General features: G+C 65.4%; 25 protein-coding genes. 14 read left to right on the forward strand and 11 right to left on the reverse strand.

All coding sequences use genetic code 11. The annotated features are described in order from the left end of the window. Positions 1-17: 17 nt before the first annotated feature. Positions 18-800, reverse strand: coding sequence for a hypothetical protein (locus G6P99_RS43330; RefSeq protein ID WP_035975791.1), 783 nt, complete (start codon positions 798-800; stop codon positions 18-20). A 134-nt stretch (positions 801-934) separates the two neighbouring features. Here G6P99_RS43330 and G6P99_RS43335 point away from each other — a divergent pair, with 134 nt between their 5' ends. Beyond that, positions 935-2479 (forward strand): cation:proton antiporter, encoded by a 1545-nt coding sequence (locus G6P99_RS43335; RefSeq protein ID WP_029077673.1) that lies wholly within the window; start codon positions 935-937, stop codon positions 2477-2479. A 75-nt stretch (positions 2480-2554) separates the two neighbouring features. Further along, the gene (locus tag G6P99_RS43340) at positions 2555-3325 is read left to right on the forward strand and encodes a hypothetical protein (RefSeq protein ID WP_029077674.1); all 771 of its coding nucleotides are present in this window, start codon (positions 2555-2557) and stop codon (positions 3323-3325) included. 20 nt (positions 3326-3345) lie between these two features. On the opposite strand, the gene G6P99_RS43345 is transcribed toward G6P99_RS43340, so the two are convergent. Beyond that, the gene (locus G6P99_RS43345) at positions 3346-4152 is read right to left on the reverse strand and encodes an SDR family NAD(P)-dependent oxidoreductase (RefSeq protein ID WP_029077675.1); all 807 of its coding nucleotides are present in this window, start codon (positions 4150-4152) and stop codon (positions 3346-3348) included. A gap of 230 nt (positions 4153-4382) precedes the next feature. Here G6P99_RS43345 and G6P99_RS43350 point away from each other — a divergent pair, with 230 nt between their 5' ends. Beyond that, on the forward strand, positions 4383-5669 hold the full coding sequence (locus G6P99_RS43350; protein ID WP_165126483.1) for an MFS transporter: 1287 nt from the start codon (positions 4383-4385) through the stop codon (positions 5667-5669). Between the two features lie 371 nt (positions 5670-6040). Next, positions 6041-7258 carry an EAL domain-containing response regulator gene (locus G6P99_RS43355; RefSeq protein WP_029077676.1) on the forward strand — a complete coding sequence of 406 codons (1218 nt, stop codon included), beginning with the start codon at positions 6041-6043 and terminating at the stop codon, positions 7256-7258. A 14-nt stretch (positions 7259-7272) separates the two neighbouring features. Here G6P99_RS43355 and G6P99_RS43360 read toward each other — a convergent pair whose 3' ends face one another. Both G6P99_RS43360 and G6P99_RS43365 read right to left on the reverse strand, forming a co-directional pair. After that, positions 7273-8175, reverse strand: a complete 903-nt coding sequence (locus G6P99_RS43360; protein ID WP_035975793.1) for an HpcH/HpaI aldolase/citrate lyase family protein — start codon at positions 8173-8175, stop codon at positions 7273-7275. A gap of 19 nt (positions 8176-8194) precedes the next feature. Continuing rightward, positions 8195-8674 (reverse strand): hypothetical protein, encoded by a 480-nt coding sequence (locus G6P99_RS43365; RefSeq protein WP_029077678.1) that lies wholly within the window; start codon positions 8672-8674, stop codon positions 8195-8197. 208 nt (positions 8675-8882) lie between these two features. Here G6P99_RS43365 and G6P99_RS43370 point away from each other — a divergent pair, with 208 nt between their 5' ends. Further along, positions 8883-9182: a hypothetical protein gene (locus tag G6P99_RS43370; RefSeq protein ID WP_029077679.1), complete on the forward strand. Its 300-nt coding sequence runs from the start codon at positions 8883-8885 to the stop codon at positions 9180-9182. 116 nt (positions 9183-9298) lie between these two features. Here G6P99_RS43370 and G6P99_RS43375 read toward each other — a convergent pair whose 3' ends face one another. Beyond that, on the reverse strand, positions 9299-10492 hold the full coding sequence (locus G6P99_RS43375) for a hypothetical protein (RefSeq protein ID WP_029077680.1): 1194 nt from the start codon (positions 10490-10492) through the stop codon (positions 9299-9301). 133 nt (positions 10493-10625) lie between these two features. Here G6P99_RS43375 and G6P99_RS43380 point away from each other — a divergent pair, with 133 nt between their 5' ends. Then, positions 10626-10847, forward strand: a complete 222-nt coding sequence (locus G6P99_RS43380) for a hypothetical protein (protein ID WP_156928301.1) — start codon at positions 10626-10628, stop codon at positions 10845-10847. A 10-nt stretch (positions 10848-10857) separates the two neighbouring features. On the opposite strand, the gene G6P99_RS43385 is transcribed toward G6P99_RS43380, so the two are convergent. Continuing rightward, positions 10858-11487, reverse strand: a complete 630-nt coding sequence (locus tag G6P99_RS43385; RefSeq protein WP_029077681.1) for an NUDIX hydrolase — start codon at positions 11485-11487, stop codon at positions 10858-10860. A gap of 93 nt (positions 11488-11580) precedes the next feature. On the opposite strand from G6P99_RS43385, the gene G6P99_RS43390 reads away from it, so the two are divergent. The 3 genes from G6P99_RS43390 to G6P99_RS43400 all read left to right on the forward strand — a co-directional run bounded on the left by G6P99_RS43390 (position 11581) and on the right by G6P99_RS43400 (position 13361). Beyond that, positions 11581-12006 (forward strand): PaaI family thioesterase, encoded by a 426-nt coding sequence (locus G6P99_RS43390; RefSeq protein ID WP_029077682.1) that lies wholly within the window; start codon positions 11581-11583, stop codon positions 12004-12006. Positions 12007-12030: 24 nt separating this feature from the next. Continuing rightward, the gene (locus G6P99_RS43395; RefSeq protein ID WP_029077683.1) at positions 12031-13041 is read left to right on the forward strand and encodes an aldo/keto reductase; all 1011 of its coding nucleotides are present in this window, start codon (positions 12031-12033) and stop codon (positions 13039-13041) included. 119 nt (positions 13042-13160) lie between these two features. Beyond that, positions 13161-13361 (forward strand): hypothetical protein, encoded by a 201-nt coding sequence (locus G6P99_RS43400; RefSeq protein WP_029077684.1) that lies wholly within the window; start codon positions 13161-13163, stop codon positions 13359-13361. 126 nt (positions 13362-13487) lie between these two features. Here the strand turns inward: G6P99_RS43400 and katG are convergent, their stop codons facing one another. Continuing rightward, on the reverse strand, positions 13488-15653 hold the full coding sequence (gene katG, locus G6P99_RS43405) for a catalase/peroxidase HPI (RefSeq protein WP_029077685.1): 2166 nt from the start codon (positions 15651-15653) through the stop codon (positions 13488-13490). A 118-nt stretch (positions 15654-15771) separates the two neighbouring features. On the opposite strand from katG, the gene G6P99_RS43410 reads away from it, so the two are divergent. Then, positions 15772-16731: a LysR substrate-binding domain-containing protein gene (locus tag G6P99_RS43410; protein WP_029077686.1), complete on the forward strand. Its 960-nt coding sequence runs from the start codon at positions 15772-15774 to the stop codon at positions 16729-16731. Between the two features lie 971 nt (positions 16732-17702). Here G6P99_RS43410 and galU read toward each other — a convergent pair. Further along, complete coding sequence (gene galU, locus G6P99_RS43415; protein ID WP_029077687.1) at positions 17703-18578, reverse strand: UTP--glucose-1-phosphate uridylyltransferase GalU; 876 nt, start codon at positions 18576-18578, stop codon at positions 17703-17705. Between the two features lie 306 nt (positions 18579-18884). Here galU and G6P99_RS43420 point away from each other — a divergent pair, with 306 nt between their 5' ends. Beyond that, positions 18885-20198 (forward strand): lytic murein transglycosylase, encoded by a 1314-nt coding sequence (locus tag G6P99_RS43420; protein WP_156928321.1) that lies wholly within the window; start codon positions 18885-18887, stop codon positions 20196-20198. A gap of 357 nt (positions 20199-20555) precedes the next feature. Then, positions 20556-22295, forward strand: coding sequence for an SGNH family hydrolase (locus G6P99_RS43425; RefSeq protein WP_029077689.1), 1740 nt, complete (start codon positions 20556-20558; stop codon positions 22293-22295). A 130-nt stretch (positions 22296-22425) separates the two neighbouring features. Here the strand turns inward: G6P99_RS43425 and G6P99_RS43430 are convergent, their stop codons facing one another. Further along, positions 22426-22803, reverse strand: coding sequence for a CsbD family protein (locus tag G6P99_RS43430; RefSeq protein ID WP_029077690.1), 378 nt, complete (start codon positions 22801-22803; stop codon positions 22426-22428). 59 nt (positions 22804-22862) lie between these two features. Continuing rightward, on the reverse strand, positions 22863-23597 hold the full coding sequence (locus G6P99_RS43435) for an SDR family NAD(P)-dependent oxidoreductase (RefSeq protein ID WP_029077691.1): 735 nt from the start codon (positions 23595-23597) through the stop codon (positions 22863-22865). Between the two features lie 177 nt (positions 23598-23774). Here G6P99_RS43435 and G6P99_RS43440 point away from each other — a divergent pair, with 177 nt between their 5' ends. Beyond that, positions 23775-24554, forward strand: a complete 780-nt coding sequence (locus G6P99_RS43440) for an SDR family NAD(P)-dependent oxidoreductase (RefSeq protein WP_029077692.1) — start codon at positions 23775-23777, stop codon at positions 24552-24554. Positions 24555-24665: 111 nt separating this feature from the next. Next, positions 24666-25553, forward strand: coding sequence for a TauD/TfdA dioxygenase family protein (locus G6P99_RS43445; protein ID WP_029077693.1), 888 nt, complete (start codon positions 24666-24668; stop codon positions 25551-25553). 228 nt (positions 25554-25781) lie between these two features. On the opposite strand, the gene G6P99_RS43450 is transcribed toward G6P99_RS43445, so the two are convergent. After that, the gene (locus G6P99_RS43450; RefSeq protein WP_029077694.1) at positions 25782-26438 is read right to left on the reverse strand and encodes a YqgE/AlgH family protein; all 657 of its coding nucleotides are present in this window, start codon (positions 26436-26438) and stop codon (positions 25782-25784) included. Between the last annotated feature and the right edge of the window lie 6 nt (positions 26439-26444).

Here is a 26444-nt window from a genome sequence, read left to right on the forward strand (position 1 = left end):
CCTTCGGCCGGGTGTGGCTAGTAGCCGTCGACCCCGTTGATCCGCTGCAGCCGCTCGCGCATCGCCTTTTGCAAATCATAGCCCGGCTTGCCGAATTCGGCATTACGGCGGGCGATGAACTGATCCTGCTCGCGCTGCAGTTCGCGCGCCTGCCGCGGGTCTTTCGACTCGCGCACCGCGCGAAAGGTCGACGCACCGATCTCGCGATCGAGATCGGCGAGCTTGGGATCGGCGCAGATCGCCTTCTCCACCGCGCGGCGTGCCTTGCGGCAATCGAAGCTCGGCTTGCCGGCGACCGCCATCATGGCGCCGATCCGCTCCAGCTCCAGCGACAGCGATTTGTAGTTGGCCTTGGCGGCGGCGTGATCGGGGTCGAGCTTGACGGCGGCGCCAAAATCCATGATCGCCTTCGGCCGGTCGCCCTTGCGGCGCCACAGCTCGCCGCGCGCATTATGGGCGTCGGCCAGCGCCGGATCCAGCCTGAGCACGCTGTCGTAATCGGCGATCGCGCGATCGATCATCTGCCTGCGGTCATAGGCGCTCGCGCGCGCCACGAGCGCCTTGATGCGATCGGGCTTCGCCGCCTTCTCATTGTCGATCAGCGCGCCGCAGACATCGATGGTCTTGTCGTCATCCGCCGCCGCAGCCGCCGCAATGCAGGGTCCGGCATCGGCCTGCACATCCTTGCCGGGCTCGCTGCTCGTCGCACGCGCAACGCCCGATGTAAGCGCGCCTGACAAGCAAGCACAGATCAGAGCCAAAGCCAGATTCAAGGCCAGATTTGCAGAATTGCGTCGCATCCCAATCGCCAACAAAACACCCCTCTCCCGCGTCCAACCACCGGTCCCCGACTTCCGGCAGCGCGCCATTTGCCGCAAAACCACACGCTGGATTATACGTCAATTGCCACGATCGGCTGCACTGGGGGTTCGCCTTGCTCACATTCGAATGGATCATCGGCCTGTTGCTCGCGGCCGTTGCGTTGTCGGCGCTGGCACGCAAGATCAAGGTGCCCTACCCGACCTTCCTCGCGATCGGCGGCGTACTGCTGGCTTTCGTGCCGTCCGGCCCGTCCTGGGCGCTGGAACCGAAACTGGCGCTGGCGCTGTTCCTAGCACCAGTGCTGCTCGATGCCGCGTTCGACACCTCGCTGCGCGATCTCCGCAACAACTGGCTGCCGGTCTCGACGCTGGTGCTGGTCGCGGTTGGCATCACGACGGTGGCGGTCGCGGTGGTGGCGCGCTGGCTGCTTCCCGACATGCCCTGGCCGGTCGCGATCGCGCTCGGCGCCATCGTCGCCCCGCCCGACGCGGCCGCGGCCACCGCGATCCTGCGCCAGGTCAAATTGCCCTACCGGATCCAGAAGATCCTCGAGGGCGAGAGCCTGCTCAACGACGCCAGTTCCCTGCTGATCTATCGCGTCGCCGTCGGCCTGATCGCGGCCGAACACATGAAGGTGCGCGAATTCGTGCCGTCGCTTGCGGTCGCGTTGGTCGGCAGCCTCGCCGCGGGCTATCTGTTCGCGCAGGTCTGGATGATGATCACCCGCCGCATCACCGAGGCGCCGAGCGCGATCATCACCCAGTTCGGCGGCACCTTCATGGTGTGGATCGTCGCCGAGCATCTCGGGCTGTCGGGCATCCTCACCATCATCGCCTATGCGATCACGATCGCCCGCACCGCGCCGGCCCGTACATCGGCGCGGTTGCGCGTGTCGTCCTATACGGTGTGGGAAACCGTCGTGTTCGTGCTCAACGTGCTCGCCTTCATGCTGATCGGCATGCAGCTGCGTCCGATCTGGTCGGAGCTCGACGACGAGGTGCGGTGGAAATATTGCAGCTTTGCCGCCGCGATTCTCGCGGTCGTGGTCGTGGTCCGCATCGCCTGGGTGATGTCCTATGGCGCCTTCCTGCGTGCCCTGAAGGCGCGCGACCTGCTTCCGCGCTACGTGGTGGCGGCGGTGCCGTCGCTGCGGCGTACGGTCGTCGTATCCTGGTGCGGCATGCGCGGCATCGTCACGCTGGCGGCCGCCTTTGCGCTGCCCGAGTATTTTCCGTATCGCGACCTGATTCTGTTGACGGCGTTTGCCGTGGTGCTGGGCTCGCTGGTGATCCAGGGCCTGACATTGCGGCCGCTCATCCTGGCGCTGAAATTCGATGACGACGATCCGGTCGGACGTGAGGCCGCGCACGCCCGCAGCGTCGCCTTTCGCGCCGCGCTGGACCAAATCGATGCGGACCCCTCCGAGGAGGCCGAGATCCTCCGGCTCGAATACCGCGCCGTGCTGCTGCGCGCCGAGACCGAGCCGGACGGCGGCATCGCCTCAGGCGAGCTGCCGGCCGATCCGCTGCGCCGCCGTGCCATCGCAGCAGCGCGTCAGGCCTTGCTCAATTTGCGCCACACCGAGGCGATCGGTGACGACGCCTTCCATCTGGTCGAAGAAGAGCTCGACCGCGCCGAACTCAGCGCTGAAGCGTGACGGCCCGCCGTCTTCACAAGATCGTTCGCAGCCGGGCCCGGTTGAACCATCGCCGGATTTGTCAGACCCAACATCATGACAATCCTCATTGATCGCAACTCGCGCGGCGCCTCGGTGAAAGTCGAAGCGCAGTCCTTCTATTTCTATATGGCGTTGTCGTGCATGGCGGTTGCCCTGCTCGGTTTTGCCCCGACCTACTGGGTGCCGATGGCGCGGGGTTCGCTGGCCGCGCCCCCTGTCGTGCATTTGCATGGCCTGCTGTTCTTCGCCTGGACGCTCTATTTCGTATTCCAGAGCTGGCTTGCGGCTTCGGGGCGGATCGTGCGGCACCGCCGGGTTGGCATGATCGGCGTGTCGCTTGCGACCGCCATGACGATGCTGGGCCTGATGGCTTCGATCAGCGTCATGAAGCGCTCGGCCGCGATCGGGCAGATCAACGAAGGCATCGCCTTCTCGATCGTTCCGTTCAGCGGCATCGTGTTCTTTGCGGTCGTCTTCGCGCTCGCGATCATCTATGTCCGCGACCGTGAAGCACACAAGCGGCTGATGCTGCTCGCGGCCATTTCGATCCTCGACGCTGCGGTTGCCCGCTGGTTCCTGACCTTCCTCGCACCATCAGGCCCGCCGGGGCCACCGCCGGTCCCGGTCACGATCGCACCGGCGTTCGTCGCCTATCTGCTGCTGGTCGTCGCGATCGTGTTCGACTGGCGCACCCGCGGCCGTCCACACCCAGTCTATATCTATGGCGGGCTGGCGCTGGTAGCGGTGAAGCTGTTGAACTGGCCGATCAGCACCTCGGCCGCCTGGCATTCGTTCGCCGGCGGCATCCTGGCGCTGGCGCAGTAACCTCCTTCACGTGCCCGATTTCACGCGCCCGACTTGGAGGTGATGCCGCCATCGACCACGAGCTCGATGCCGGTGACATATTTCGATTCGTCCGACGCCAGGAACAGCGCGGCATTGGCGACGTCCCAGGCGTCGCCCATGTGCCCCATCGGCACCTGTGCGTCGCGGGCGCGCCACATCGCCTCGACATCGCCCTTGGCGTAGCTCTGCGCCAGCCCCGCCGAATGCGCGACCATCGGCGTCTTCATCAGCCCGGGCAGGATCGCGTTGACGCGGACATGCTTGGAGGCGAACTCGACCGCGGTCGAGCGCGTCATCTGATTCATCGCCGCCTTGCTCGCATTGTAGCTGACATAGGAAATGCCGACATGGCGGATCGAGGCGATCGAAGAGATGTTGATGATCGAGCCGCCGCCCTTCTTGATCATCACGGGAATGACGTGCTTCATCGACAGATAGGCGCTCTTGAGGTTGACCGCGAACACGCGGTCCCAATCGGCTTCCGCCACCTCGACCACGCTGCCGACCTCGGCGATGCCGACATTGTTGTCGAGCACGTCGATGCGGCCATAGGCCTTCAGGCAGGCCGCGACCATCGCCTCGACCTCGGCGGCGCGCGAGACATCGGCGGTGAATGCGACAGCCTTGCCGCCCGCCTCGGTGATGATCTTGACCGTCTCCTCGGCCGCGGCGCCGTTGCGATCGACGCAGAACACGCTGGCGCCCTCGCGCGCAAAGGTCACGGCGGTCGCCTTGCCATTGCCCCAGCCGGGCCCGATCGAGCCCGCGCCGACCACCATCGCAACCTTGCCCTTGAGCCGATCCATCGTTTGTTCTCCCTTGTTGTTCTTGTCGCCCGAATAAGGCCCGTAGCCCGGATGAAGCGCCAGCGAAATCCGGGGGCCGGTCTCCCCGGATTACGCTGGCCCTATTCTCCCCTTAGGCTCAGCCGGAAATTGGCCGCACACCCCCACTGGGTCAACCCATCCAAACAGGGATCCCGTATGGCAGCACCGCTCGCCACGACGGGAAACTCTGCGCATGCGAGCGGGTTGAGATGCGCATTCCCGCCGCGAGGTATGACTTGCAGCCGTCCCGGACGACCGCCACGCGAGCGCTTGATGCGTTGAACTTCTTCCTTGCCGACGTGCGGGACGGGCTCGGCCCTTATCTGGCGATCTACCTGCTGACCGAACGGAAATGGGACGAGGCCTCGATCGGGTCAGTGATGTCGATCGCGGCGATTGCCGGGATCGTCGCCCAGACCCCGGCCGGCGCCCTGATCGACCGCAGCCGCGCCAAACGCGCCCTGATGATCGCGGCTGCGATTGCCGTGACCGCCACGTGCCTGCTGCTGCCGCTGCTCGACCGGTTCGAATTGGACGCCGCGACCCAGGCGCTCGCGGCCGCCGCCGGCTCGGTGTTCGCGCCGGCGATCGCCGCGGTGACGCTCGGCATTGTCGGACCCAAGGCATTCGCGGCGCGGACCGGCCGCAACGAGGCGTTCAATCACGCCGGCAATGCGATGGCCGCGGCGATCGCCGGCGGCACCGCCTTCTGGTTCGGCCCGATCGTCGTGTTCTGGCTGCTGGCGGCGATGGCGCTCGCCAGCATCGCCGCAACGCTGTCGATCCCGGCCGCCGCCATCGATCATCAGGTCGCGCGCGGGCTCGACGATGTCGCTGAGGGGCAAGGCGCGGCGCATGACCAGCCGTCCGGCTTTCGCGTGCTGCTGACCTGCGAGCCGCTTTTGATCTTCGCGGTCTCCACCGTGATTTTTCACTTTGCCAACGCGGCGATGCTGCCGCTGGTCGGACAGAAGCTCGCATTGGTCAACCGCAACCTCGGCACATCGCTGATGTCGGTCTGCATCATCGCGGCACAGATGGTGATGGTGCCGGTTGCGATGCTGGTCGGACGCAAGGCCGACGTCTGGGGCCGCAAGCCGATCTTCGCAACGGCGCTCGCGGTGCTGGCTGTTCGCGGCGCGCTCTATCCGTTGTCGGACAACCCATACTGGCTGGTGTCGGTGCAATTGCTCGACGGCGTCGGCGCCGGCATCTTCGGCGCGCTGTTCCCGCTCGTGGTTGCCGATCTCACGCACGGTACCGGGCATTTCAACATCAGCCAGGGCGCGATCGCCACCGCAACCGGCCTCGGCGGCGCGCTGAGCACGGCGGTCGCCGGATTCATCATCGTCCATGCCGGTTACAGCGCCGCATTTCTGTTCCTTGCAGCCGTCGCTTGTGCCGGGCTGATCGGCTACTGCGCGTTGATGCCGGAGACATTGCGCACGGCAACGACGACGTCACGCACAACTGCATTGGCACCGCAGAACCGATGATCCGATTCGCCGTCGGCGCTCGGCAGCGAATCAACGCATCACGCCGCCTGACGCGATCTGATGTCCGACAATGACGCAGATTCACATCTGCATCGAAGCCACACCACAGTCCTTAACACCGTCTCTCGATGAAACACGCGCGCAATGTTTCTGCCGACGTCAAAAGCCGGCGCGATCGCGCTCGTGAACGTCAGATGACGCATTTGTTGCGCGCGAGACAGCGGTGAGACGCGGCGATTCCCGCGTCATTTGATTCGAATTGAATCCTTTAAGGTTAGCGGCGCAATCAATGTATGAGCCAGAAATTTCCATGATTGCCGCCGCTCTTGGATGTACGAGTCAGGCCGGGGTAATTACGGATAAGGCGGGGCATGAACCACATCAGTCACATCGGACACGCGCGAGCCGGATGGTTCGGACATCGCAAGCTGACCCCACGCGCATGCATTGCGGACAGCAAAAAACACCTTCGGACCTTCCTCGCGGAGGCGCTGGAAGACCTCGGCTTCATCACCAGTGAGTGCAGCCAGGCTTTGGAACTCGAAACCGTCCTGGACGCGGAACGGCCCGATCTTCTGGTGCTCGGCGTGTCCGTTGACGGCATCGAAGTCAGTAAAATTCTCGAGACTTTGGTGAGAAAGGACTACGGCGGCAAGGTGCTCGTCATCGGCCAGCCGGACTCGATCATCGTCAAGGCGGTCCGGCAGATCGGCGATGAATACGGCATCGTCATGCTGCCGGCACTGTCGACGCCGTTCAGCGCGGGAACCCTGCGTGACAGTCTTGCGTCGCTGCTGCCGCTCGAACCCGCGCCGAGCCCCGCGGTGGATGTCCCCGAAGCGCTGAAGGCCGGCTGGCTCGAGCTGTGGTATCAGCAGAAAATTCATCTCCGCACTCTGGTTCCGAGCGGCGCCGAAGCGCTGATCCGGATGCGCCATCCTGCCTGGGGCGTCGTGCCGCCGGCCTACTTCATCCCCGATGAGAGCGATCCGCATTTTCATGCGCTGTCCGAATTCGTGATCGCGCGCGCGATCGAGGACTGGCGCTATCTCCTCGAGCAGATTGGGCCGGTCGATCTTTCGATCAACCTGCCGATCTCGTTTCTCGCCGACGACGATGCGGTGCGCGAGCTCTGCTATCGGATGCCGGATCATGCTGCATTCGCCGGCCTGCTGATCGAGATCGACAGCACCGAGGTGGTCGACAATCTCGACCTGGCGATCGATGTCGCGAGGCGCGTGCGGCTGCACAATATCGGCATCTCGATCGACAATGTCGGCGCCAACTGGCCGTCCTTGCTCGGACTGCCGAACTTCCCGTTCGTTCAGCTCAAGGTCGACCATCAATTCGTCACCGGCTGCGCGGATCAGCGCCTGAAGCAGACGGTATGCCGGCGGGTCGTGGAGCTCGCGCACGATAGCGGCGCGCAGGTCGTAGCCCAAGGCGTCGAGACGCGCGCGGATTTCCTCGCCGCGCATGAGATGGATTTCGATCAGGTCCAGGGTTACCTCTTCGGCAAGCCGATGGGCGTCAAGAAGTTCGCGCGCTCACGCATGCACTTCTCGGAGAAAGAGCCGGTCGTATCCTGAGGCGTGGCCTCTGGTCAGGCTTGAGCGTCGCGATCGATCGCGCGCAGCGCCTCGCCGCGCGCGATCAGGCGCTTTGCGTTCGAATAGGTCGGGACCTCGAGCAGCGAGCCATCGAGTTCGACGCGCCCAAGGCCCTGTGTCCGCGCCGCCTCGAACGCCGCGACGATCCTGCCCGCCTGCCGCAGTTCGTCCTCGCTCGGCGTGAGGACGCCGTTGACGATGGCCGCGTGCGCAGGATCGACCAGGCTCTTGGCGGTGTAGCCCAGCCGTCGCGCCCACACCGTGTCGCGCGCGACGCCTTCAGCGTCGCTCCAGGTGTAGGGACAATCGACCGCGACGACGCCAGCCGCGCGACATTCCACGATGAAGCGCTGCCGCGCATAGGCAAGCTCCAGGCCATCACTGCCCCGTTCGGCACCAAGATCGGCGGCGAGATCTTCGGAGGCCATCAGGCAACCGACGATGCGCCGGCTCGCCACCGCGATCGCGCCGGTCTGCACCAGATCGCGCGCGAACTCGATATTCGGCAGCAGGGACGTCGACCCCTCGGCAATGCCATAGTCGCGCTCGAACCGCGTCACTGCCTCGTCAAGCCTGACGACATGGTGCGGCTCGGCGACCTTCGGCAGCGCGACGATATCGGGACGTCCCCGCATCACCGCGGCCAGGTCATCCATGCCGTCCTGGTCGAGCGGATTGACGCGGACCGCGACCACGACGCCTTGGTCGCGCCAGGCCGCGTAGAGCTCGGCCGCCAGTGCCCGCGCCTTCGGGCGCAGCGGCGGCGGGGTGAAATCCTCGAGCTCATGGATCAACACGTCGGCGCCGCTGGCGGCTGCCCGCTGCAGGACCGCCTCATTGGCGCCTTCGAGAAACAGCCAGGAGCGGCAGAGCGAGGCTGGACGCAGCTTGCGCATCAGGCCGCCCGCACCGCCGTCACTGAAACGTCATGTCGAGGCATTTCGAGATGTCGGAGCCGAGGCCGGACGAGATGGTGATGCAGCCGCGGATCTTCTGGGTGTTGGCGTCGCTCGCCCAGATCGCATAGCCGCCCGGACCGAAGAACGAGTTGGTGTTCGGCGGCTCGGTCTCGGTGGCGTCGAAGGTGTAATTGCCGTCGGTCTCGAAGATCCGCGGCTTCCTGGTGCAGCCGCCGTCGGCCTGGACGTTGATGACCTCCTTGTTGTCCCGCGTCAGCGCCAGCGAAACCTGGCATCGGAAGTATTCCGAGGTCTTGGCGTTGAACAGATAGGCGTAGGACTTGCAGGTCGCGGTGTTGAGCTTGCCGGCGGACAGGCCGCGGCTGCAGGAGATGCGCTGGTTGTTGGAGAGCTTGAATTCGTCGGCCTGCGCGGCTGACGCCAGCGTCATGAACGACAGCGCGACACCGATACCGATCTTCATGACGTGGTTCATCCTGATCCATCCCCAAGGTCGTGTTTCTGGCAATCGAGGCGTTTGTAAACGGTAACGCGAAGATAGTCGTCAAGCTCGATGCGGGAAATCACAAAGTCGCTGACTGGCGTAAGCAGTCGCGCCGATTGTCGTATTGACGCACGAATGGCGTTCGTGATTTGTTCAGAAACGTGGGGACGACGCCGTTTTTCTCGGCCGGAGGTGGATCATGACGCATTTTCTGACCAAGACCTTTGTTGCGACTGCGGCGTTTGCCGCGCTGACGACCTGCTCCTTCGCGCAGGAGGCTGCGCCGTGGGAGCTGAAGCCCGACATGGGCTACGCCTATGACAAGGACGGCAAGACCTGGTCCTACAAGATAGGCACCAGCAATGCCGGCACGCTGCTGAAGGGCGCCAAGAAGGTGCCGAAGGGGACGCTGTTCTTCATCGGCCACAACGGCCAGCTCTACATGCGCTCCGGGCCCTATCTCGAGGGCGACGGCAAGTTCATGTTCGGCTCGAACTAGAGCGTTTTCGAGCGAAGTGGACACCGGTTCGCGTGAAGAAAACGCGTCAAAACAAGAGTCTAGAGCTTCGGTTCTGATTCAGTCAGAACCGAAGCTCTAGCGTTTTTCGGCAGCCCTCAGAACGCCGCGGCCAATTCCCGGGCGCCAGGCTTGTTGCTGTTGAAGTCCATCCGCTCGTTGGTGACGGCGAGCAGCCGGGCCACGGTGTTGTGGCGGATCGCGACCGGGTTGCGCTCGTAGCCGGAGCGCTGGAAGAAGTTCGAGGTCGGCACCTGCTCGCGCATCGCCTGCGGCATGGTCACCATGTCGAGCCCGGTGCCGTCGCCGGTCAGGTTCATCATCTCGAGCTCGGCTGCGGTCAGCGGCCGTGTGTAGCCCTTGTTGCGGGCGAAGATCACCGAGGTCAGCAGCTTGTGGGTCTGCAGCATCGGGCCGACATCGATGTCGAGCACCATGGCGTGACAGGCCCAGCCCTGCGGCGTGTCGGCGAGCCGTTGATGTGCCGACCAGTCGTCGGGCACGGTGCGACTGAACGCGACCATCTTCTTCAGCACCGCGAGCTTGTGCTCCATGGCCTTGCGCGCCGGCCCCTGCGTCGCCGCCACCCGCTCGGAGAGGTCCCGCACGAATTCATGACCCTGCTCGGCCAATAGCTCCACGGTGTTGGTGGTTAGCAGCTGGTTGTAGCCCATCGCGGTGGAAATGGCGCGCTTGCCGCCATGCTCGATACCCGCCTGCACGTCGTAATTGCCGGTGCCGCCGGTCTCGAACGAATAGACCCGCACCGCCTGCTCCGGCGTCAGCCCTGCCGCGCGGGCGTAGCGGGCATAGGCGCGCTTGAACTCGACCTCTTTGGTCGGCCGCTGCGGTGTGAACTGGAATTGCTCGGCAGCCGCCCTGACCAAATCCGAGACCACCGGTATAGTCTTGGGCGGACGCTTGCCGCCCTCCTCCTCTTCCGGAGCCGGATTGACCGGCCGCTTCGGGCCCTCATAGACCGGCGGCTGCTGCAGCACGTAATCGTCCAGCGAGATCTGCACGCGGTCGCGGCGCTTGGCATTGCGGCCGCGCCGCTTGTCGGCGATCGCATTCCAGTAGGCGGTCGCATCCTGCTCGAAGGCAGCGCGCGCCTCCTGGTATTCCTGCAGCTTGCGGCGATAGTCCATGATCGCCTGCGGCGAGGCCTGCGCCATCGCATTGGTGATGGAAGGCGGCAACGCATCGGCCTCGCCGGCCAACACAGACGGCGCGCTTGCGACCAGCGCGAGCGCGACAAATCCTGACGAGAAGCGAATCAATTGCGGGCGCATCGCCTCCTTGTAGCAAGCACGGCCGTGAAGTCAGCCCGGAATTGTCTCCTGATATCGGCGACCGGATGCCGCGATCAGGCGCAGAATATTCGCCATAATGCGGTGTTCTCCGAGGAAAGCAGTGGAGATCGCGATGAGGAAGGCACTCTGGCTCGCCGCCGCAGGCGCGCTGACGCTGATGGCGCCGGCGCGCGCCGAACGTCCGGATTGCGGATCGTTTCCGGATACCCGTTCACGTCTCACCTGTTACGACAACGTGTCGCGGGCGCCCAATCCGGAACCCGCGGTCGCGGCGCATCCTGCCGCACCACCGAAAGTAACGAAGCCGCGCCGCCACAAGCGGCACCACAGATAGCTTCCTCCACTCACTTCCATGCGAACACCGGCTGCTCGAGATCGGCGACGCGAGTGTTGCGGCCGGCCAGCACCTCGCGGAATTGATAGATCAGCGCCGCGGTCGGCGCATGGATATGCTGGCCGCCGAGTCGGAAGCGGATCACGCGCCGCGAACTCTCCGGGATCGTGACGAAGGTGAACACGTCGTCCGGCTCGATCGCATCGAGGCCGATGCGGTGGACGGAGGCGACCTCGTCCGGGTTCGGCACGATCGCCGCGTTGGCGCCGGCCCAGACCACGACCGGCGTGACCAGATAGCCGGACCGGGTCGGATAATCGTCCAGCATGCCGAGCACGTCGCGTTCGGACAGCGCCATGCCGAGTTCCTCGTGCAATTCGCGCAGCGCAGCCTCGGCCTGCGTCTCGCCGGCATCGCAGCGCCCGCCGGGCAGCGCCCATTGCGCGCTGTGGGCGCGCAGGCGCGCGCTGCGGCGGGTCAAGAGGAAGGCCGCGCCGCTGCCATCATCGCTCTCAGTCAGCGCGATCGCGACCGCCGCGCGCTTCAGCGTCGGTGCGGCATCGACTGGCGCGAGGCGCGCGAACGCCGAGCAGAGCTCTGCGATATTCCGCCGGGTGGCATCGTCAAATGTGCGGGCCATTGATCTTGACTACAACACAACAGCGTTTGATGAAATGACCTGAACGGCATGCCTCCTGCGATCAACCATTTGCAAGCAACGGATCCTCACCTCATGACGGCCAAGGTCGCGGACAAGCTCAAATCCGACGGCTGGAAGGTCGCCGACACCACGGGCTTCCTGACGCTGATCGGCCCGTTGTGGGAACGGCTGAAAGACGGCGCGCTCGAGCTCGCATTGATCACCGAGGACAAGCACCACAACCGCCGCGGCCTGGTGCAGGGCGGCGTCATCATGACCTTCGCCGACCGCGCCTGCGGCATGGCCGCGCGTTTCGTCTCGGGCAAGCCGACGCTTGCGACGGTGCAGCTCGACACCCATTTCGTCGAGGCCGGCAAGATCGGCGAGATCCTGACGACGCGCCCGCGCGTGGTGCGCTCGACCCGCAGCCTGATCTTCATCACGGCCGAGGTGACGGTCGACAAGCGCTGCATCGCGATGGCCAACGGCGTGTTCAAGATTCTGAAGAACGAGAGCTGACGCGTCATTCCGGAGGAACGATCGATGCAATATCGCCAGCTTGGCCGCAGCGGCCTGAAGGTTTCGCCGATCTGCCTGGGCACCATGATGTTCGGCGGACCGACCGATGAGGCGACCTCGTCGCGGATCGTGGCGAAGGCGCGCGAGGCCGGCATCAACTTCATCGACAGCGCCGACGCCTATAATGGCGGCAAATCCGAGGAGGTCGTGGGCCGCGCGATCTCGAACAGAAGGTCGAACTGGGTGCTGGCGACAAAACTCGCCAACCCAATCGGCGACGACCCCAACCATGGCGGACTGTCGCGGCGCTGGGTGTTCCAGGCCGCCGACGAGAGCCTGAAGCGGCTCGGCACCGACTACATCGACATCTACTACCTGCACAAGGAAGACCACACGACGCCGCTCGACGAGACGGTGCGCGCCATGGGCGACCTGATCCGCGCCGGCAAGGTGCGCTATTTCGGCATCTCCAACTACCGCGCCTGGCGCGTCGCCGAGATCTGCAACATCTGCGACCGGCTCGGCATCGACCGCCCGGTCGCGAGCCAGCCCTATTACAACGCGATGAACCGGATGCCGGAGGTCGAGCACTTTCCGGCTTGCGCCTATTACGGCCTCGGCATCGTGCCCTACAGCCCGCTGGCGCGCGGCGTGCTGACCGGCAAATACGCGCCCGATGCGGCGCCGCCCGCGGACACCCGTGCCGGTCGCAACGACAAGCGCATGATGCAGACCGAGTGGCGGCCGGAATCGCTGCAGCTCGCGCAAGAGATCAAGCGCCACGCCGAGAGCCGCGGCATCACCGCCGGGCAGTTCGCGGTGTCCTGGGTGCTCAACTCCTCGTTCGTCAGCGCCGTGATCGCGGGCCCGCGCACCGAAGCGCAATGGGACGATTACATCCGCGCGCTCGATTATCGCTTCACCGCCGAGGACGAGGCGCTGATCGATCGCCTCGTCGTCACCGGCCATCCCTCGACGCCCGGGTTCAACGATCCCGCCTATCCGATCGAAGGGCGCCGGGCGCGGACCGAATAGCATCGCGGCGTCGGCGCTTGTCTCGGCAACGCCGAAGTTACGTTTCGCACCTTCCGAATTGCGCAATGTCCGCGGCGGCTGCAGCATCAGGGCATGACAATGCTGATACTGGTGCTGCAATGATTGCATCCAATGTACTGGACTGGATCGTGGCGCTGCTGGTCTGCTGGGCAAGCCTGACCGCGATCTTCGAGCCCTCGCGCGGGGCCTCACAGTGCGACGTCCCCTATGCGACGAGCAGCGGACCGCAGGTCCCGCTCGCGGCTCCGACCCAGGCGGAGATCGCAGCGATGCTTCGCGATATGAAGCTGCACGACTGAGTAGGATAGGCAAACCGCTGAAAATCCTTCCTCATCGTCCCTGAAATGAGACAGGGCGGCGCCGAAGCGCCGCCCTGCCCTGATTGCCGTTGCCGGCTGCTTACTCGACCAGTTTACTTGGCCAATTTACTTGGCAAGCTCGAAGCGATCGGCGTTCATCACCTTGGCCCAGGCCGCGACGAAGTCCTTCACGAACTGCTCCTTGGCATCCGACGAGCCGTAGACCTCGGCGAACGCGCGCAGCTGCGAGTGCGAGCCGAAGATCAGGTCGGCGCGGGTGCCGGTCCACTTCACCGCCTTGGTCTTGCGGTCGCGGCCTTCATAGACGCCCTCGCCGGCATCGCTCCACACCGTGCCCATGTCGAGCAGGTTGAGGAAGAAGTCGTTGGTCAGCGTCCCCGGCTTGCCGGTGAAGACGCCGTGCTTCGACTTCTTGGCGTTGGCGCCGAGCACGCGCAGGCCGCCGATCAGAACCGTCAATTCCGGTCCGGTCAGCCGCATGAGGTGTGCACGATCGACCAACGCCTCTTCGGGCAACATGAACTGACGCTTGCCGCTGATGTAGTTGCGGAAGCCGTCAGCCCGCGGCTCGAGCGGAGCGAACGATTCGACGTCGGTCTGATCCTGCGTCGCATCGGTGCGGCCCGGCGTGAAGGGGACCTTCACATTGGTGCCGCCGTCCTTCGCCGCCTTCTCGATCGCAGCGGCGCCGCCGAGCACGATCAGATCGGCTAGCGAGACCTTCTTGCCGAACTCCTTCTGGATGGCTTCGAGCTTGCCCAGCACGGTTTTGAGCTGCGCCGGCTCGTTGACATCCCAGTCCTTCTGCGGAGCGAGACGGATGCGCGCGCCGTTGGCACCGCCGCGCTTGTCGGAGCCGCGGAACGTGGAGGCCGAGGCCCAGGCGGTCGACACCAGTTCGGACACCGACAGACCCGAGGCTGTTATCTTCGCCTTGAGCGCCTCGATATCCTTGTCGTCGATCACGGCATGATCGAGCGCCGGGAGCGGATCCTGCCAGATCAGCGTTTCCTTCGGCACCAGCGGGCCGAGGTAGCGCACGATCGGACCCATGTCGCGGTGGGTGAGCTTGAACCAGGCGCGGGCAAAGGCGTCCGCGAACTGATCCGGATGCTCATAGAACCGGCGCGAGATCTTCTCATAGGCCGGATCGTAGCGCAGCGAGAGGTCGGTCGTCAGCATCGTCGGGACATGCTTCTTCGACGGGTCGAACGCGTCCGGAATGACGGCGTCCGCGCCCTTTGCCTTCCACTGCTTCGCACCCGCCGGACTCTTCGTCAGCTCCCATTCGTACTTGAACAGGTTTTCGAAGAAGTGGTTGCTCCACTTGGTCGGGGTCTGGGTCCAGGTGACCTCGGGGCCGCCGGTGATCGCGTCAGCGCCGACGCCGGTGCCGAACTTGCTCTTCCAGCCGAGGCCTTGCTCCTCAAGCGCGCCACCTTCCGGTTCCGGCCCGATCAGCGAAGGATCACCCGCGCCGTGGGTCTTGCCGAAGGTGTGGCCGCCGGCGATCAGCGCAACGGTCTCCTCGTCGTTCATCGCCATGCGGAAGAACGTCTCGCGGATGTCCTTGGCCGCGGCAACCGGGTCCGGATTGCCGTTCGGGCCTTCCGGGTTGACGTAGATCAGGCCCATCTGCACCGCGCCGAGCGGCTCGGAGAGCTGACGCTCGCCGCTGTAGCGCTCGTCGCCGAGCCAGGTGCCTTCCGGACCCCAGTACAGCTCTTCCGGCTCCCACACGTCGGCGCGGCCGCCGGCGAAGCCGAAGGTCTTGAAGCCCATTGATTCCAGCGCGACGTTGCCGGCGAGGACCATCAAATCGGCCCAGGAAATCTTGCGGCCGTATTTCTGCTTGATCGGCCAGAGCAGCCGGCGCGCCTTGTCGAGGTTGGCGTTGTCGGGCCAGCTGTTGAGCGGAGCGAAGCGCTGCTGACCGGCGCCGGCGCCGCCGCGGCCGTCTGTGATACGGTAGGTGCCCGCCGAGTGCCAGGCCATGCGGATCATCAGGCCGCCGTAGTGACCGAAGTCAGCCGGCCACCATTCCTGCGACGTCGTCATCAGGGCCGTGAGGTCCTTGATCACGGCGCCGAGATCGAGGGTCTTGAATTCCTTGGCGTAGTCGAAGCCCTTGCCCATCGGATCGGACAGGCTGGAGTTCTGATGCAGCACCTGAACGTCGAGCGTCTCCGGCCACCAGTCACGATTCGCGCGCCCGTGGGGCCCGCCCGTGAATGGGCATTTGCCCGCGCCTTCGTCGGTTTTTGCGTCCATGTTTCTTCTCCGAGGTGATGGATTCTGGAATGTGCTGGAACTCTTCCAAGAACGATTCTACGCGCCCCAATCCATCAGGTGAAATTGACTTTAATGATCGCAGCGATAAGATAATCTGATGATAAATGTCACACTCCGGCAACTGAGGTATTTCGATGCGCTGGCGCAGCACGGACATTTCGGCCGCGCCGCGGAGGCCTGCGCGGTGTCGCAGCCGGCATTGTCGATGCAGATCCGCGAGCTGGAACGGGCCGTCGGCGGCGTGCTGATCGAACGCAATGCGCGACAGGTCACGCTGACGACCTTCGGCGAAGACCTGTTGCATCGCGTGCGCGACATCCTGCGCTCGGTCGACGAGCTCGGCGACTTCGCGCGCGCCTCGCGCGACAAGCTCGCCGGGCGGCTGCGCGTCGGCATGATCCCGACGATTGCGCCGTATCTGCTGCCGAAGGTGATCGAGACCTTGGCGCGGCTGCATCCCGAGCTCGACATCCATGTCCGCGAGACGCTGACGCCGAAGCTGATCAAGGAGGTCGCCGAAGGCCGGCTCGATACCGCGATCGTGGCACTGCCGGTGCATGAACCGTCGCTGACCGAGGTCGCGCTGTTCTCGGAAAACTTTTTGCTGGTGCGGCCGGGCGAGGACGCCAAGACGCCGGTGCCGAGCGCCGAGATGCTGCGCGAGATGCGGCTGCTGTTGCTCGAGGAAGGCCATTGCTTCCGCGACCAGGCGCTGTCGTTCTGCAACATGCAGTCGTCGTCGCCGCCGCGCGAGGTGCTGGACGCGAGTTCGCTGTCGACGCTGGTGCAGATGGTCGGCGCCGGCATCGGCGTCACCCTGATCCCCGAGATGGCGGTGACGGTCGAGACGCGCTCCGCGCCGGTCACGGTCTCGCGCTTCAAGAACCCGCAACCCTCGCGCACCATCGGCATGGTCTGGCGCAAGACCAGCCCGCTGGCGGCACAATTGCAGCAGATCGCCGAAGTGGTCAGTCTCGCCGCCGACGAATTGCGCGCGCCGAAGGGGAATGCTGCGAAAGAGCCGGCAAAGCGCGCGGGGCGGCGCAAGGTCGGGTGATTGCTCTAGTGGCACGACGGAGCCGCAGGCCGCGTTTGACACGCACGTCGCACCACCCCCACAACTGTCGTCCCGGCGAAGGCCGGGACCCATACGCCGCAGCAATTATAGTGAACGGGACTCGTCGTTCCAGCGACGCTTAGCAACATCCCTTTGTGGTTATGGGTCCCGGCCTTCGCCGGGACGACACCGAGTGTGTTGCATGGCCTGTGAGTCACGCATCCGCATCCTCGCGACATGATTTGCCCGAGCTTTGCATCTCGTTTCGCCTCTCTGAGGATCAGAGGGCGCAGGGAAAGCCGGGTGCCGATCGCACCCATGGGCCCCGAGCAAAGGTAGAAAGCTCGGGGGTAGGACCACAGGTGTAACCGGGAACAACCCGGCTTTCCCTGCGCGATGGGTTACGGCTTACTTCGTGCTCTCCCCGGCGAGACTTGGCTTGTTTGTCACCGCCACGCGAAGATGCTTCGCATCTCGCGGGGGACACCGGCCACTAGGGCGTCAGGACCACACGACTTCGCCGTCCGCGTCATGCGCATTCGTCGACTGCGCAATCAGCGTCCACCGCATCTCACCGCAACACCCGTGACGATGCGCAGCGCCCCTCGATCGGGTGAGACGGGCGAACCATACACTGGGTTGTATTTCTGATAAAGCGAAATATTTTTGCGCTGGGGCCTTGCGCCGTCGGGCAACTCACTGGCAGGGGGCGCGTGAGGAAGGCACTGGCGGAAGGGTTCCCTCTCCCCTTGCGGGAGAGGGGTGCCACACGACGTGCTCTCACCGTATTAGTCACGGCGGCAAGCGAACAAGTTGCGCGAACGATGCGCTCATCGATCAGCTTGCCCGGGGCTACCCCTCTCCCCACCCTCTCCCGCAAGGGGAGAGGGAGCCTGAGCGGCGTGCTCACCTCACCGCGCCCCGCGGCATCGCGCTATGCGCCGCGGAATGGCGCGCGCAGCGCCCGCGCCTCACCTCTCCAGATACTTCTTCATCTCGGCGATCAGGCCGTCGCGCAGTTCGGGGCGTTTGAGGCCGAAGGCGATGTTGGCGCGGAGGAAGCCGGGCTTCGAGCCGCAATCGTGGCGCTCGCCCTCGAACTCGACGCCGTAGAATTTTTGCGTCCTGGCGAGCCCGATCATCGCGTCGGTGAGCTGGATCTCGCCGCCGGCGCCGCGCTCCTGGGTGGCCAGGATGTCGAAGATCTCCGGCTGCAGGATGTAGCGGCCGGTGATCGAGAGGTTGGACGGCGCGGTGCCCTGCGGCGGCTTCTCGACCATGCGATCGACCTCGAAGATGTTGCCGGTGCGCTTGCCGACGCTGCAGATGCCGTATTGATGGGTGAGCTCGTCGGGCACCGCCTCGACCGCGATCAGGTTCGACTTCTCGCCGAGCTTGCTTGCGGCGTCGATCATCTGCTTCAGGCAGCCCGGCGTGTTCAGCACCAGCTCGTCCGGCAGCACCACCGCGAACGGCTCGTTGCCGACGATGTCGCGCGCGCACCACACCGCGTGGCCGAGGCCGAGCGGCGACTGCTGCCGGGTGAAGCTCATCGCGCCGGCTTCGGGCTGGTTCTGCGCCAGGATCTCCTGCTCGGTTTTCTTGCCGCGCTGCGCGAGCGTGGTGTCGAGCTCGAACATGCGGTCGAAATGATCCTCGATGACGCCCTTGTTGCGGCCGGTGACGAACACGAAGTGCTCAATGCCGGCTTCCCTCGCCTCGTCGACCACGTACTGGATCAGCGGCTTGTCGACGATCGTCAGCATCTCCTTCGGCATCGCCTTGGTGGCGGGCAGCACGCGGGTACCGAGACCTGCGACGGGGAATACGGCTTTGCGGATCTTCATGGGATTATCGGAAGCCTTGAAATGGGTGGGACGGCGGCACGAAATGAATCATGCCTTGGTACCTGTTTTGCAGCCGCCAACAAAGGCGGATGTGTGGTGAGGCTTAATTCCGCCGTTCCCGCCGGCCAAAGCTGCGGCAGCAAAATCTCGCCGATGTTAAGTTAATGGAAACCGTGCCGGGGCCTTCTGAAACCGCACGTTTTTGACAGGCACACGACAATGCACGCGACGGGAACATCAAGGACCAGGCTTTTCAGCGCGAGCCTCGTCGCGTTGGCCGTTCTGCTGCCAGGCGCGGCGCTGTTGATGCCCGGCGGTGCCCGGGCCCAATCGGGCAACGGCCTGACCAACCTGATCGACAGCATCTTTTCCGGACCCAATGCCGCGACGCCGCCGCAGGCCGCGACCGGAGGCGACGGCACAGCGCCGCCCTGGAGCGGGGAAGACGGCGCCTCCGGCCATCCGCTGATGACGGCGGCGGCGATCCGCCAGGCCGCGTCGGACTTCCCGAACTGCGTCGCAGCGATGTGGCCAGATGCCGCACGGCGCAACATCACGCGCGAGAATTTCGAGCGCTTCACCGCGGGCCTCACGCCCGACCTGCGCATCATGGATCTGATGGATTCGCAGCCGGAATTCACCAAGGCGATCTGGGACTATCTCGACATTCTCGTCAGCGACGCGCGGCTTGCGAAAGGCCGCGAGATCCTTGCGAAATACAAGGCGCAGTTCGACGCGACCGAGCAGGCCTATGGCGTCGATCGCTACATCATCGCGGCGATCTGGGGCATCGAATCGAACTACTCGACCCAAATGGGCGATCGCAGCGTGGTGCAGTCCACCGCGACGCTCGCCTGCATCGGCCGCCGCCAGGCCTATTTCAAGGACGAGTTCCTGTCGGCGCTGGAAATCCTCAACCGCGGCGATCTCAGGCCCGAGCAGATGCGCGGCTCCTGGGCCGGCGCCTTCGGCCCGACCCAGTTCATGCCGACCGCGTTCAAGCGCTACGCGGTCGACGGCGATGGCGACGGCCGCCGCGATGTCGTCGACGATCCGAGCGATTTGATCGCCTCGACCGCCAACAATCTGAAGAAGGACGGCTGGCAGACCGGCGCGAGCTGGGGCTACGAGGTCGTGCTGCCGGAAGGCTTCAACTACATGCTAGCCGATCGCGCCAAGGCGATGCCGCTGTCGCAATGGGAGCAGCTCGGCCTCAAGCGGCCGAACGGCCAGCCGTTCCCGCGGTCGTCCGACAAAGCCTATCTGCTGGCGCCGGCCGGCGCCGCGGGGCCGGGCTTCCTGATGCTGCAGAATTTCCGGGTCATCATGAAGTACAACCCGGCCGAGGCCTATGCGCTCGCCATCGGCCATTTCGCCGACCGCCTGCGCGGCGGCCCACCCTTCGTGCAGCCCTGGCCGCGCCAGGAACGGGTGCTGTCGCGCGCCGAGCGGCTGGAACTGCAGCAGCTGCTGGCCCAGCGCGGCTTCTACAAGGGTACGCCCGACGGCCAGTTCGGCGGCCAGACCCGCGAGGCGCTGCGCGGCTTCCAGGTCTCGATCGGCGCCCCCGCCGACGGCTTTGCCACCGCCGAGGTGCTGGAGCGGCTGCGGGGAAGGTAGGGCGCCCTACGGAACCTCTTCACCTCCCCTTGAAAAGGGGAGGTCGCTTTGCTCGAGAGAGCAGCGGGTGCGGATCGTCTCTCTCCACAAGCGGCAGTGCGTGTGGCTGACCCCCATCCCGACCTTCCCCCTTTCAGGGGGAAGGAGAAGGCTAAGCCCCGGATGAGGCCCCCGCTCCATCCGGGCGACGGGCGTGGGCAGCAGGCCCCTCACCCCCAAAAGTAACCGTGAAATCCGATATTTGCCCGGCGCCTTGACGGCCGCCCGCGGCACCCGATTTATGGTGGAAAAGCTGCCCGCTTGCGGCCCGATTCCGCTAGTATGGGGTGGTACTTCCAGATCATTGCGACCGCCCCGATGCGAAAGCCGACGTCCTTCCTGCGCATATTCACCGAAGCCGGCCCGCTGGTCGCGCTCACGGTGGCGCTTGCGCTCCTGATCGGCATCGCCCAGCCCGCCTCGGCGCAGTTCTTCGGCTTCCCGGGCTTTGGTGACGCACCCCAACGCCGCGCGCCGCCACGCAGCGGTGGCGGTGGTGGCGGCGGCTGGTTCGGGGGCGATTTCTTCGCGCCGTTCCAGCAGCAGCAGCAGCAACCGCAATCACAGCAGCAGCGGCCGCGTGAGGATTTCTCGCGCGCGCCGGCGCCGGCCAAGCGCGAGGCCGCCGCCGAGCGCAACGTGCTGGTGATCGGCGACGCCATGGCCGACTGGCTCGCCTATGGCCTCGAGGATGCCTATTCCGATCAGCCCGACATGGGCGTGATCCGCAAGCACAAGACGGTGTCCGGCCTGATCCGCTACCAGCCCAAGGGCGATCCGGCGGACTGGGCTGCCGCCGCGAAGGGCATTCTCGCCACCGAGAACCCCGACGCCATCGTCGTGATGCTCGGCCTCAACGACCGCACCGCGATCCGCGAACCTGTCGTGGAGAAGAAGGTCGACAAGAAGGACGACAAAAAGGACCCGCGCGCCAAACCGGACGCAAAGCCCGGCGACAAGCCCGATACCGCCGCCAAGACCGACGGCAAGACCGATGGCAAGACTGACGCCAAGCCCGCCGCTGCCGAGCCGCCGGCTGACGACGCCGACAATGACGCGCAGGCCGCGCCGGAAAAGACCGCGCGCTCGCCCAACGGCCTCTATGAATTCCGCGAGGACCGCTGGGTCGAGCTCTACGGCAAGAAGATCGAGGAGCTGATCAACGTGCTGAAGAGCAAGGGCGTGCCGGTGCTGTGGGTCGGCCTGCCCGCGATCCGCGGCCAGAAGGGCACGTCGGACATGCTGTTCCTCGACGCGCTCTATCGCGACGGCGCCGGCAAGGCCGGCATCACCTATGTCGACGTCTGGGACGGCTTTGTCGACGAGGCCGGCCGCTTCATGCAGAAGGGCCCGGACTTCGAAGGCCAGCCCCGCAAGCTGCGCTCCGATGACGGCGTGTTCTTCACCAAGGCCGGCGCGCGCAAGCTCGCGCACTATGTCGAGCGCGAGGTGACGCGGCTGCTTGCGGTGCGCACCGGCCCGATCGCGCTGCCGAGCGAGCCGGCAACACCCGATACCAGCGCCGAGCCCGGCAAGCCCGCGCCGCGGCCGCTGGCAGGCCCCGTGCTGCCGCTGGTCGCCTCTACGGTCGGCACCGATCAATTGCTCGGCGGACCGGGCTCGCGGCCCGCCGCCGTCGATGCGCTCGCCGCGCGCACGCTGGTGAAGGGCGAGGCCCTGGCGCCGCCCGCGGGCCGCGCCGATGATTTCGCCTGGCCGCGCCGCGAGATCGGCCGCGAGCAGGCCAAGGGCGATGTGCCTGTCGCTGCGGCCACGCCAGCCGCGCCGAGCGGTGCGCCGGCGAATCCGCCGCCCTCCACCACGGCGATCGCGCCCGACGGCTCGATTATCACCGCGCCGAAGCCGCAGCGGCGTGCGTTCCGCCCGGCCCAAGCCCAACCGCAGCAGCAGCCGCAGACCCAGCCTTGGCTGCGCGACATCTTCGGCTTCGGCGCGCCGCAGCAGCGCCCGCTGGTCGCACCGCCGCCGCGTCCGCCGCGGCCGCCCGGCAATATCGGACAGCGGGCCGCAGCGCCGGGCAATCCCTGGCAGTGGTAAGCGCGCCCTCTGATCAAATCGAAGCTCCATCCACGTCATTGCGAGCGAAGCGAAGCAATCCATCGATCCGTACGCGCGGACGGATGGATAGCTTCGTCGCTTCGCTCCTCGCAATGACGGTGAGTGAGCCTCAGCCGTAATAGCGCCAGCGCGACGGCGGCGGCCGGCGCGGCTGGCGCGTCATCAAAAGCGCGAGCGCAAAGCCGATGCCGCCGGCGATCAGCAGCGAACCGAGCGGATTGTCCTGCACCGCATGAGCCATCGCCTTCTGCCCGCTGCGAACGGTCTCGCCGCGATGCTCATAAGCATCTTTGGCGTAGTTGACCGCGGTATCAGCCGCGTCGCGCGCGGCATCCTTGGCCTGGCCGTAGAGATCCTGCACTGCGCCTGCGGCCTCGCGCGCGCGGCCCGAGGCCTGCGTCTGCGCATCGCCGGTCGCATCGCCGACTGCGCCTTCGGCCTTGCCTGCAAATTCCTTCGCCGTTCCGAAAATCCGATCCTTGTCCATCGTGACGCTCCCTGAAATGTCAGGGAGCCAACCGCGGAACCTCGCGCAAGTTCCTGGAGCTAGAGAATGAGCCCGCCATCGACGACGATGGTCTGGCCGACGATGTAGGAGGCGAGCGGCGAAGCGAGGAACAGCGCGGCGCCGGCCATGTCGGCGGGCGTGCCGAGACGCTTCAGCGGAATGCGCTCCAGCGCGCCCTCGAGACGCTTTGGATTGGCCGTCGTCGCCTTGGTCATCTTGGTGTCGACGAGGCCGGGCGCGATGCCGTTGACGCGGATGTCGTTCTCCGCCCAGGCCTCGCCCAGCGTGCGCGTCAGCCCGACGGCGCCGGTCTTCGAGGCGTTGTAGGCCGGATTGCCCATGGTGGAATGATAGGCCGCGGTCGAACTCACGATGATCAACGAGCCCCTAGCTGCGGTCAGCATCGCGTGGAATTTCGTGGCGCAGGCCATCAGGCTCATCAGATTGACCTCGAGCACCTTGCGGAAGCCCGCCATCTCGAATTCCCCGCGGCGGTAAATCACCGCGCCCTGCGCCAGCACCAGCACGTCGAGCCGATCGAACGACGGCGTGAAGCTTTCGATCGCCTGCGGATTAGAGACATCGAGCTGCGCGTAAGCGAGGCCCTCGAGATCCGAGCCCTCCTCTTTCGAATAATCGCTCGCCTGCGCGCGGGTGCCGTACACACTGACGCGCGCGCCCTTGGCGCGGAAGGCCCGCGCGATGCCGTTGCCGATCCCGCTGGAGCCGCCGACCACCAATATTTGCTTACCGCCGAAATCGAGCTCGTTCATCGCGTTTCTCCTGCTCTGTTTTCTTGATTGAGCATCATCCTTTTCGAAAAGCCAACCGGGAAACTTGCGTTAACGCGCTGCGCGCGCGCCGATATCGGATCAGTGGTTTGACGTCTCTGCGGAACGGTGCCAGCGTTGTCGATCTCACAACGCAAGAAAATCAACGGGGGGTCCGTCATGTCCGAATTCAAGCAGCTCAGCCGTTCGGTGAAGGGCCTCACCGTTCTCGTCACCGGCGCCGCCAGCGGCATGGGCCGCGCCACCGCGCGGGTGTTCGCCGACGAAGGCGCCAATGTCGCGGTCACCGACCTGACCGAAGAAGGCACGCAGGCGGTGGCGAAGGAAATCTCGGCGAACGGCGGCTCCGCAAAGGCATGGACGCTCGACGTCGCCGATCGCGATGCGATCACCAAAGTCGTCAACGATGTCGCCGCGCATTTCGGCGGGCTCGACATCATCGTCAACAATGCCGGCATCTCGGTGCGCGTGGCGATCGACGATCCCGGATACGAGGACGCCTGGGCCAGGGGCATTGCGGTGATGCTGACGGCGCATCCGCGCATCATCCGCGCCGCACTGCCATACCTGCGCAAGTCGCGATCGCCGCGCATCGTCAACATCGCCTCGACCGAGGCGCTGGGCGCGACCGGGTTGCACAGCGCCTACTCCGCGGCAAAGGGCGGCGTCACCAGCCTGACGCGTTCGCTCGCGGTGGAACTGGGACGCGAGGGCATCACCGTGAACTGCATCTGCCCGGGCCCGATCCGCACCGCCATCACCGACCGCATCTCCGAGGAGCACAAGACGATCTACGCCAAGCGCCGCACCGCGCTGGCGCGTTACGGCGATCCGGAAGAGGTCGCGCACATGACGCTGAGCCTGTGCCTGCCCGCCGCATCGTTCCTGACCGGCGCCGTGATTCCGGTCGACGGCGGGTTGATGGCGCGGAATGCCTGACCCGCGCCAACCCCACACTTCGCCGCGGAGCGTTGACAGCCCGCGCGTCGGGAGTAGCCTTCCCGGCAAACGAAGCGGGATAACCGCCCGCGAGATACGGGGAGATACGCCATGACGGTCCTGATCCGGCAGCTTCACAAGCATTTCGTCGGCGAGGTCTCCGGCGTCGATCTGCGCAAGCCGCTGACGAACCAGGAAGCAATCGACATCGAGGCCGGAATGGACAGGTACGCCGTGCTCGTCTTCCACGGCCAGGACATCACCGACGAGCAGCAGATGGCGTTCGCGCTGAATTTCGGCGAGCGCGAAGATGCGCGCGGCGGCACCGTGGCGAAGAAGGAGGACTATCGTCTCTCCGCCGGGCTTAACGACGTCTCCAATCTCGGCAAGGACGGCAAGCCGCTGCCGAAGGATCACCGCACCCATCTGTTCAACCTCGGCAACTGCCTGTGGCATTCCGACAGCTCGTTCCGGCCGATTCCGGCGAAATTCTCGCTGCTGTCGGCGCGCGTGGTGAACCCGAAGGGCGGCAACACCGAATTCGCCGACATGCGCGCCGCCTATGACGCGCTCGACGACGAGACCAAGGCGGAGATCGCGGACATGATCTGCGAGCACTCGCTGATGTATTCGCGCGGCTCGCTCGGCTTCCTCGACTATACGGATGAAGAAAAGCAGATGTTCAAGCCGGTGCTGCAGCGTCTGGTGCGCACGCATCCGGTGCACGGCCGCAAGTCGCTGTATCTGTCGTCGCATGCCGGCGCCATCAGGGGCATGAGCATGCCGGAGGCACGGCTGCTGCTGCGCGACCTCACCGAGCACGCCACCAGTCCGGAATTCGTCTACGTGCACAAATGGACGGTGCATGACCTCGTGATGTGGGACAACCGCCAGACCGTGCACCGCGTCCGCCGCTACGACCAGTCGCAGCCCCGCGACATGCGCCGCGCCACGGTGGCCGGCACCCAGTCGACGGTGGCGCAGGAAGCGGCGGAGTAGGCACAGCCACCGCCCGTCGTAGCCGAACCGACTACTGTCCTAACCAAGCCCACAGCTGTCGTCCCGGGCAAGCGTCAGCGCGACCCGGGACCCATAACCACAGGGCGCCGTTGTTGCGCGACGCTGTGGCCCCAGCTCGCTCCATCCTCACGTCCTATGGTCATGGGTCCCGGCTTTCGCCGGGATGACACTGTGAACGTGGAGAGATCGTCGCTACGTCAGGACAAACTACGCGTGGCCGGCGTCGTTGGACAGCATGCCGGCCTCGATGCCGATCTTGCGCAAGGCGCGCGCGTATTTCTCGTCGACATCGGCGCCGAAGATCAGCTCCGGATCGGCGTCGCAGTGCAGCCAGCCATTGTGCTGGATCTCGTTCTCGAGCTGGCCCGGCCCCCAGCCGGCATAGCCGAGCGCGAGGATCGCGTGCTTGGGGCCGGCGCCTTTGGCGATCGCCTTGAGGATGTCGACGGTCGCGGTCAGCGAGATGCCGTCGTCGATATTGAGCGTCGCATCCTGGATGTAGAAGTCGCTGGAATGCAGCACGAAGCCGCGGCCGGTGTCGACCGGGCCGCCCTTCATCACCTTCATCATCTCGGCATTTTCGGGCAGCCGGATCTGGTCCGATTTCTCGATGATGTCGAGCTGCACCAGGAGCCCCGGAAAGTCGATGCTGCCGGCCGGGCGATTGACGATGATGCCCATGGCGCCCTCGGAGGAATGGGCGCACATGTAGATCACCGAGCGCTCGAAGCGCGGGTCGTTCATGACAGGCATCGCAATCAGCATCTGGCCGTCGAGATAGCCATCATCGGCGGCGTTGTGACCGATGCCCGCGCTTCTGGCGGCGGTCTTGCGAGTCTTGCCTGTTTTGCCTTCAGGGCGCATCCGCAA

It is taken from the genome of Bradyrhizobium sp. 6(2017) (assembly GCF_011058295.2).
Classification (GTDB): Bacteria; Pseudomonadota; Alphaproteobacteria; order Rhizobiales; family Xanthobacteraceae; genus Bradyrhizobium; species Bradyrhizobium septentrionale.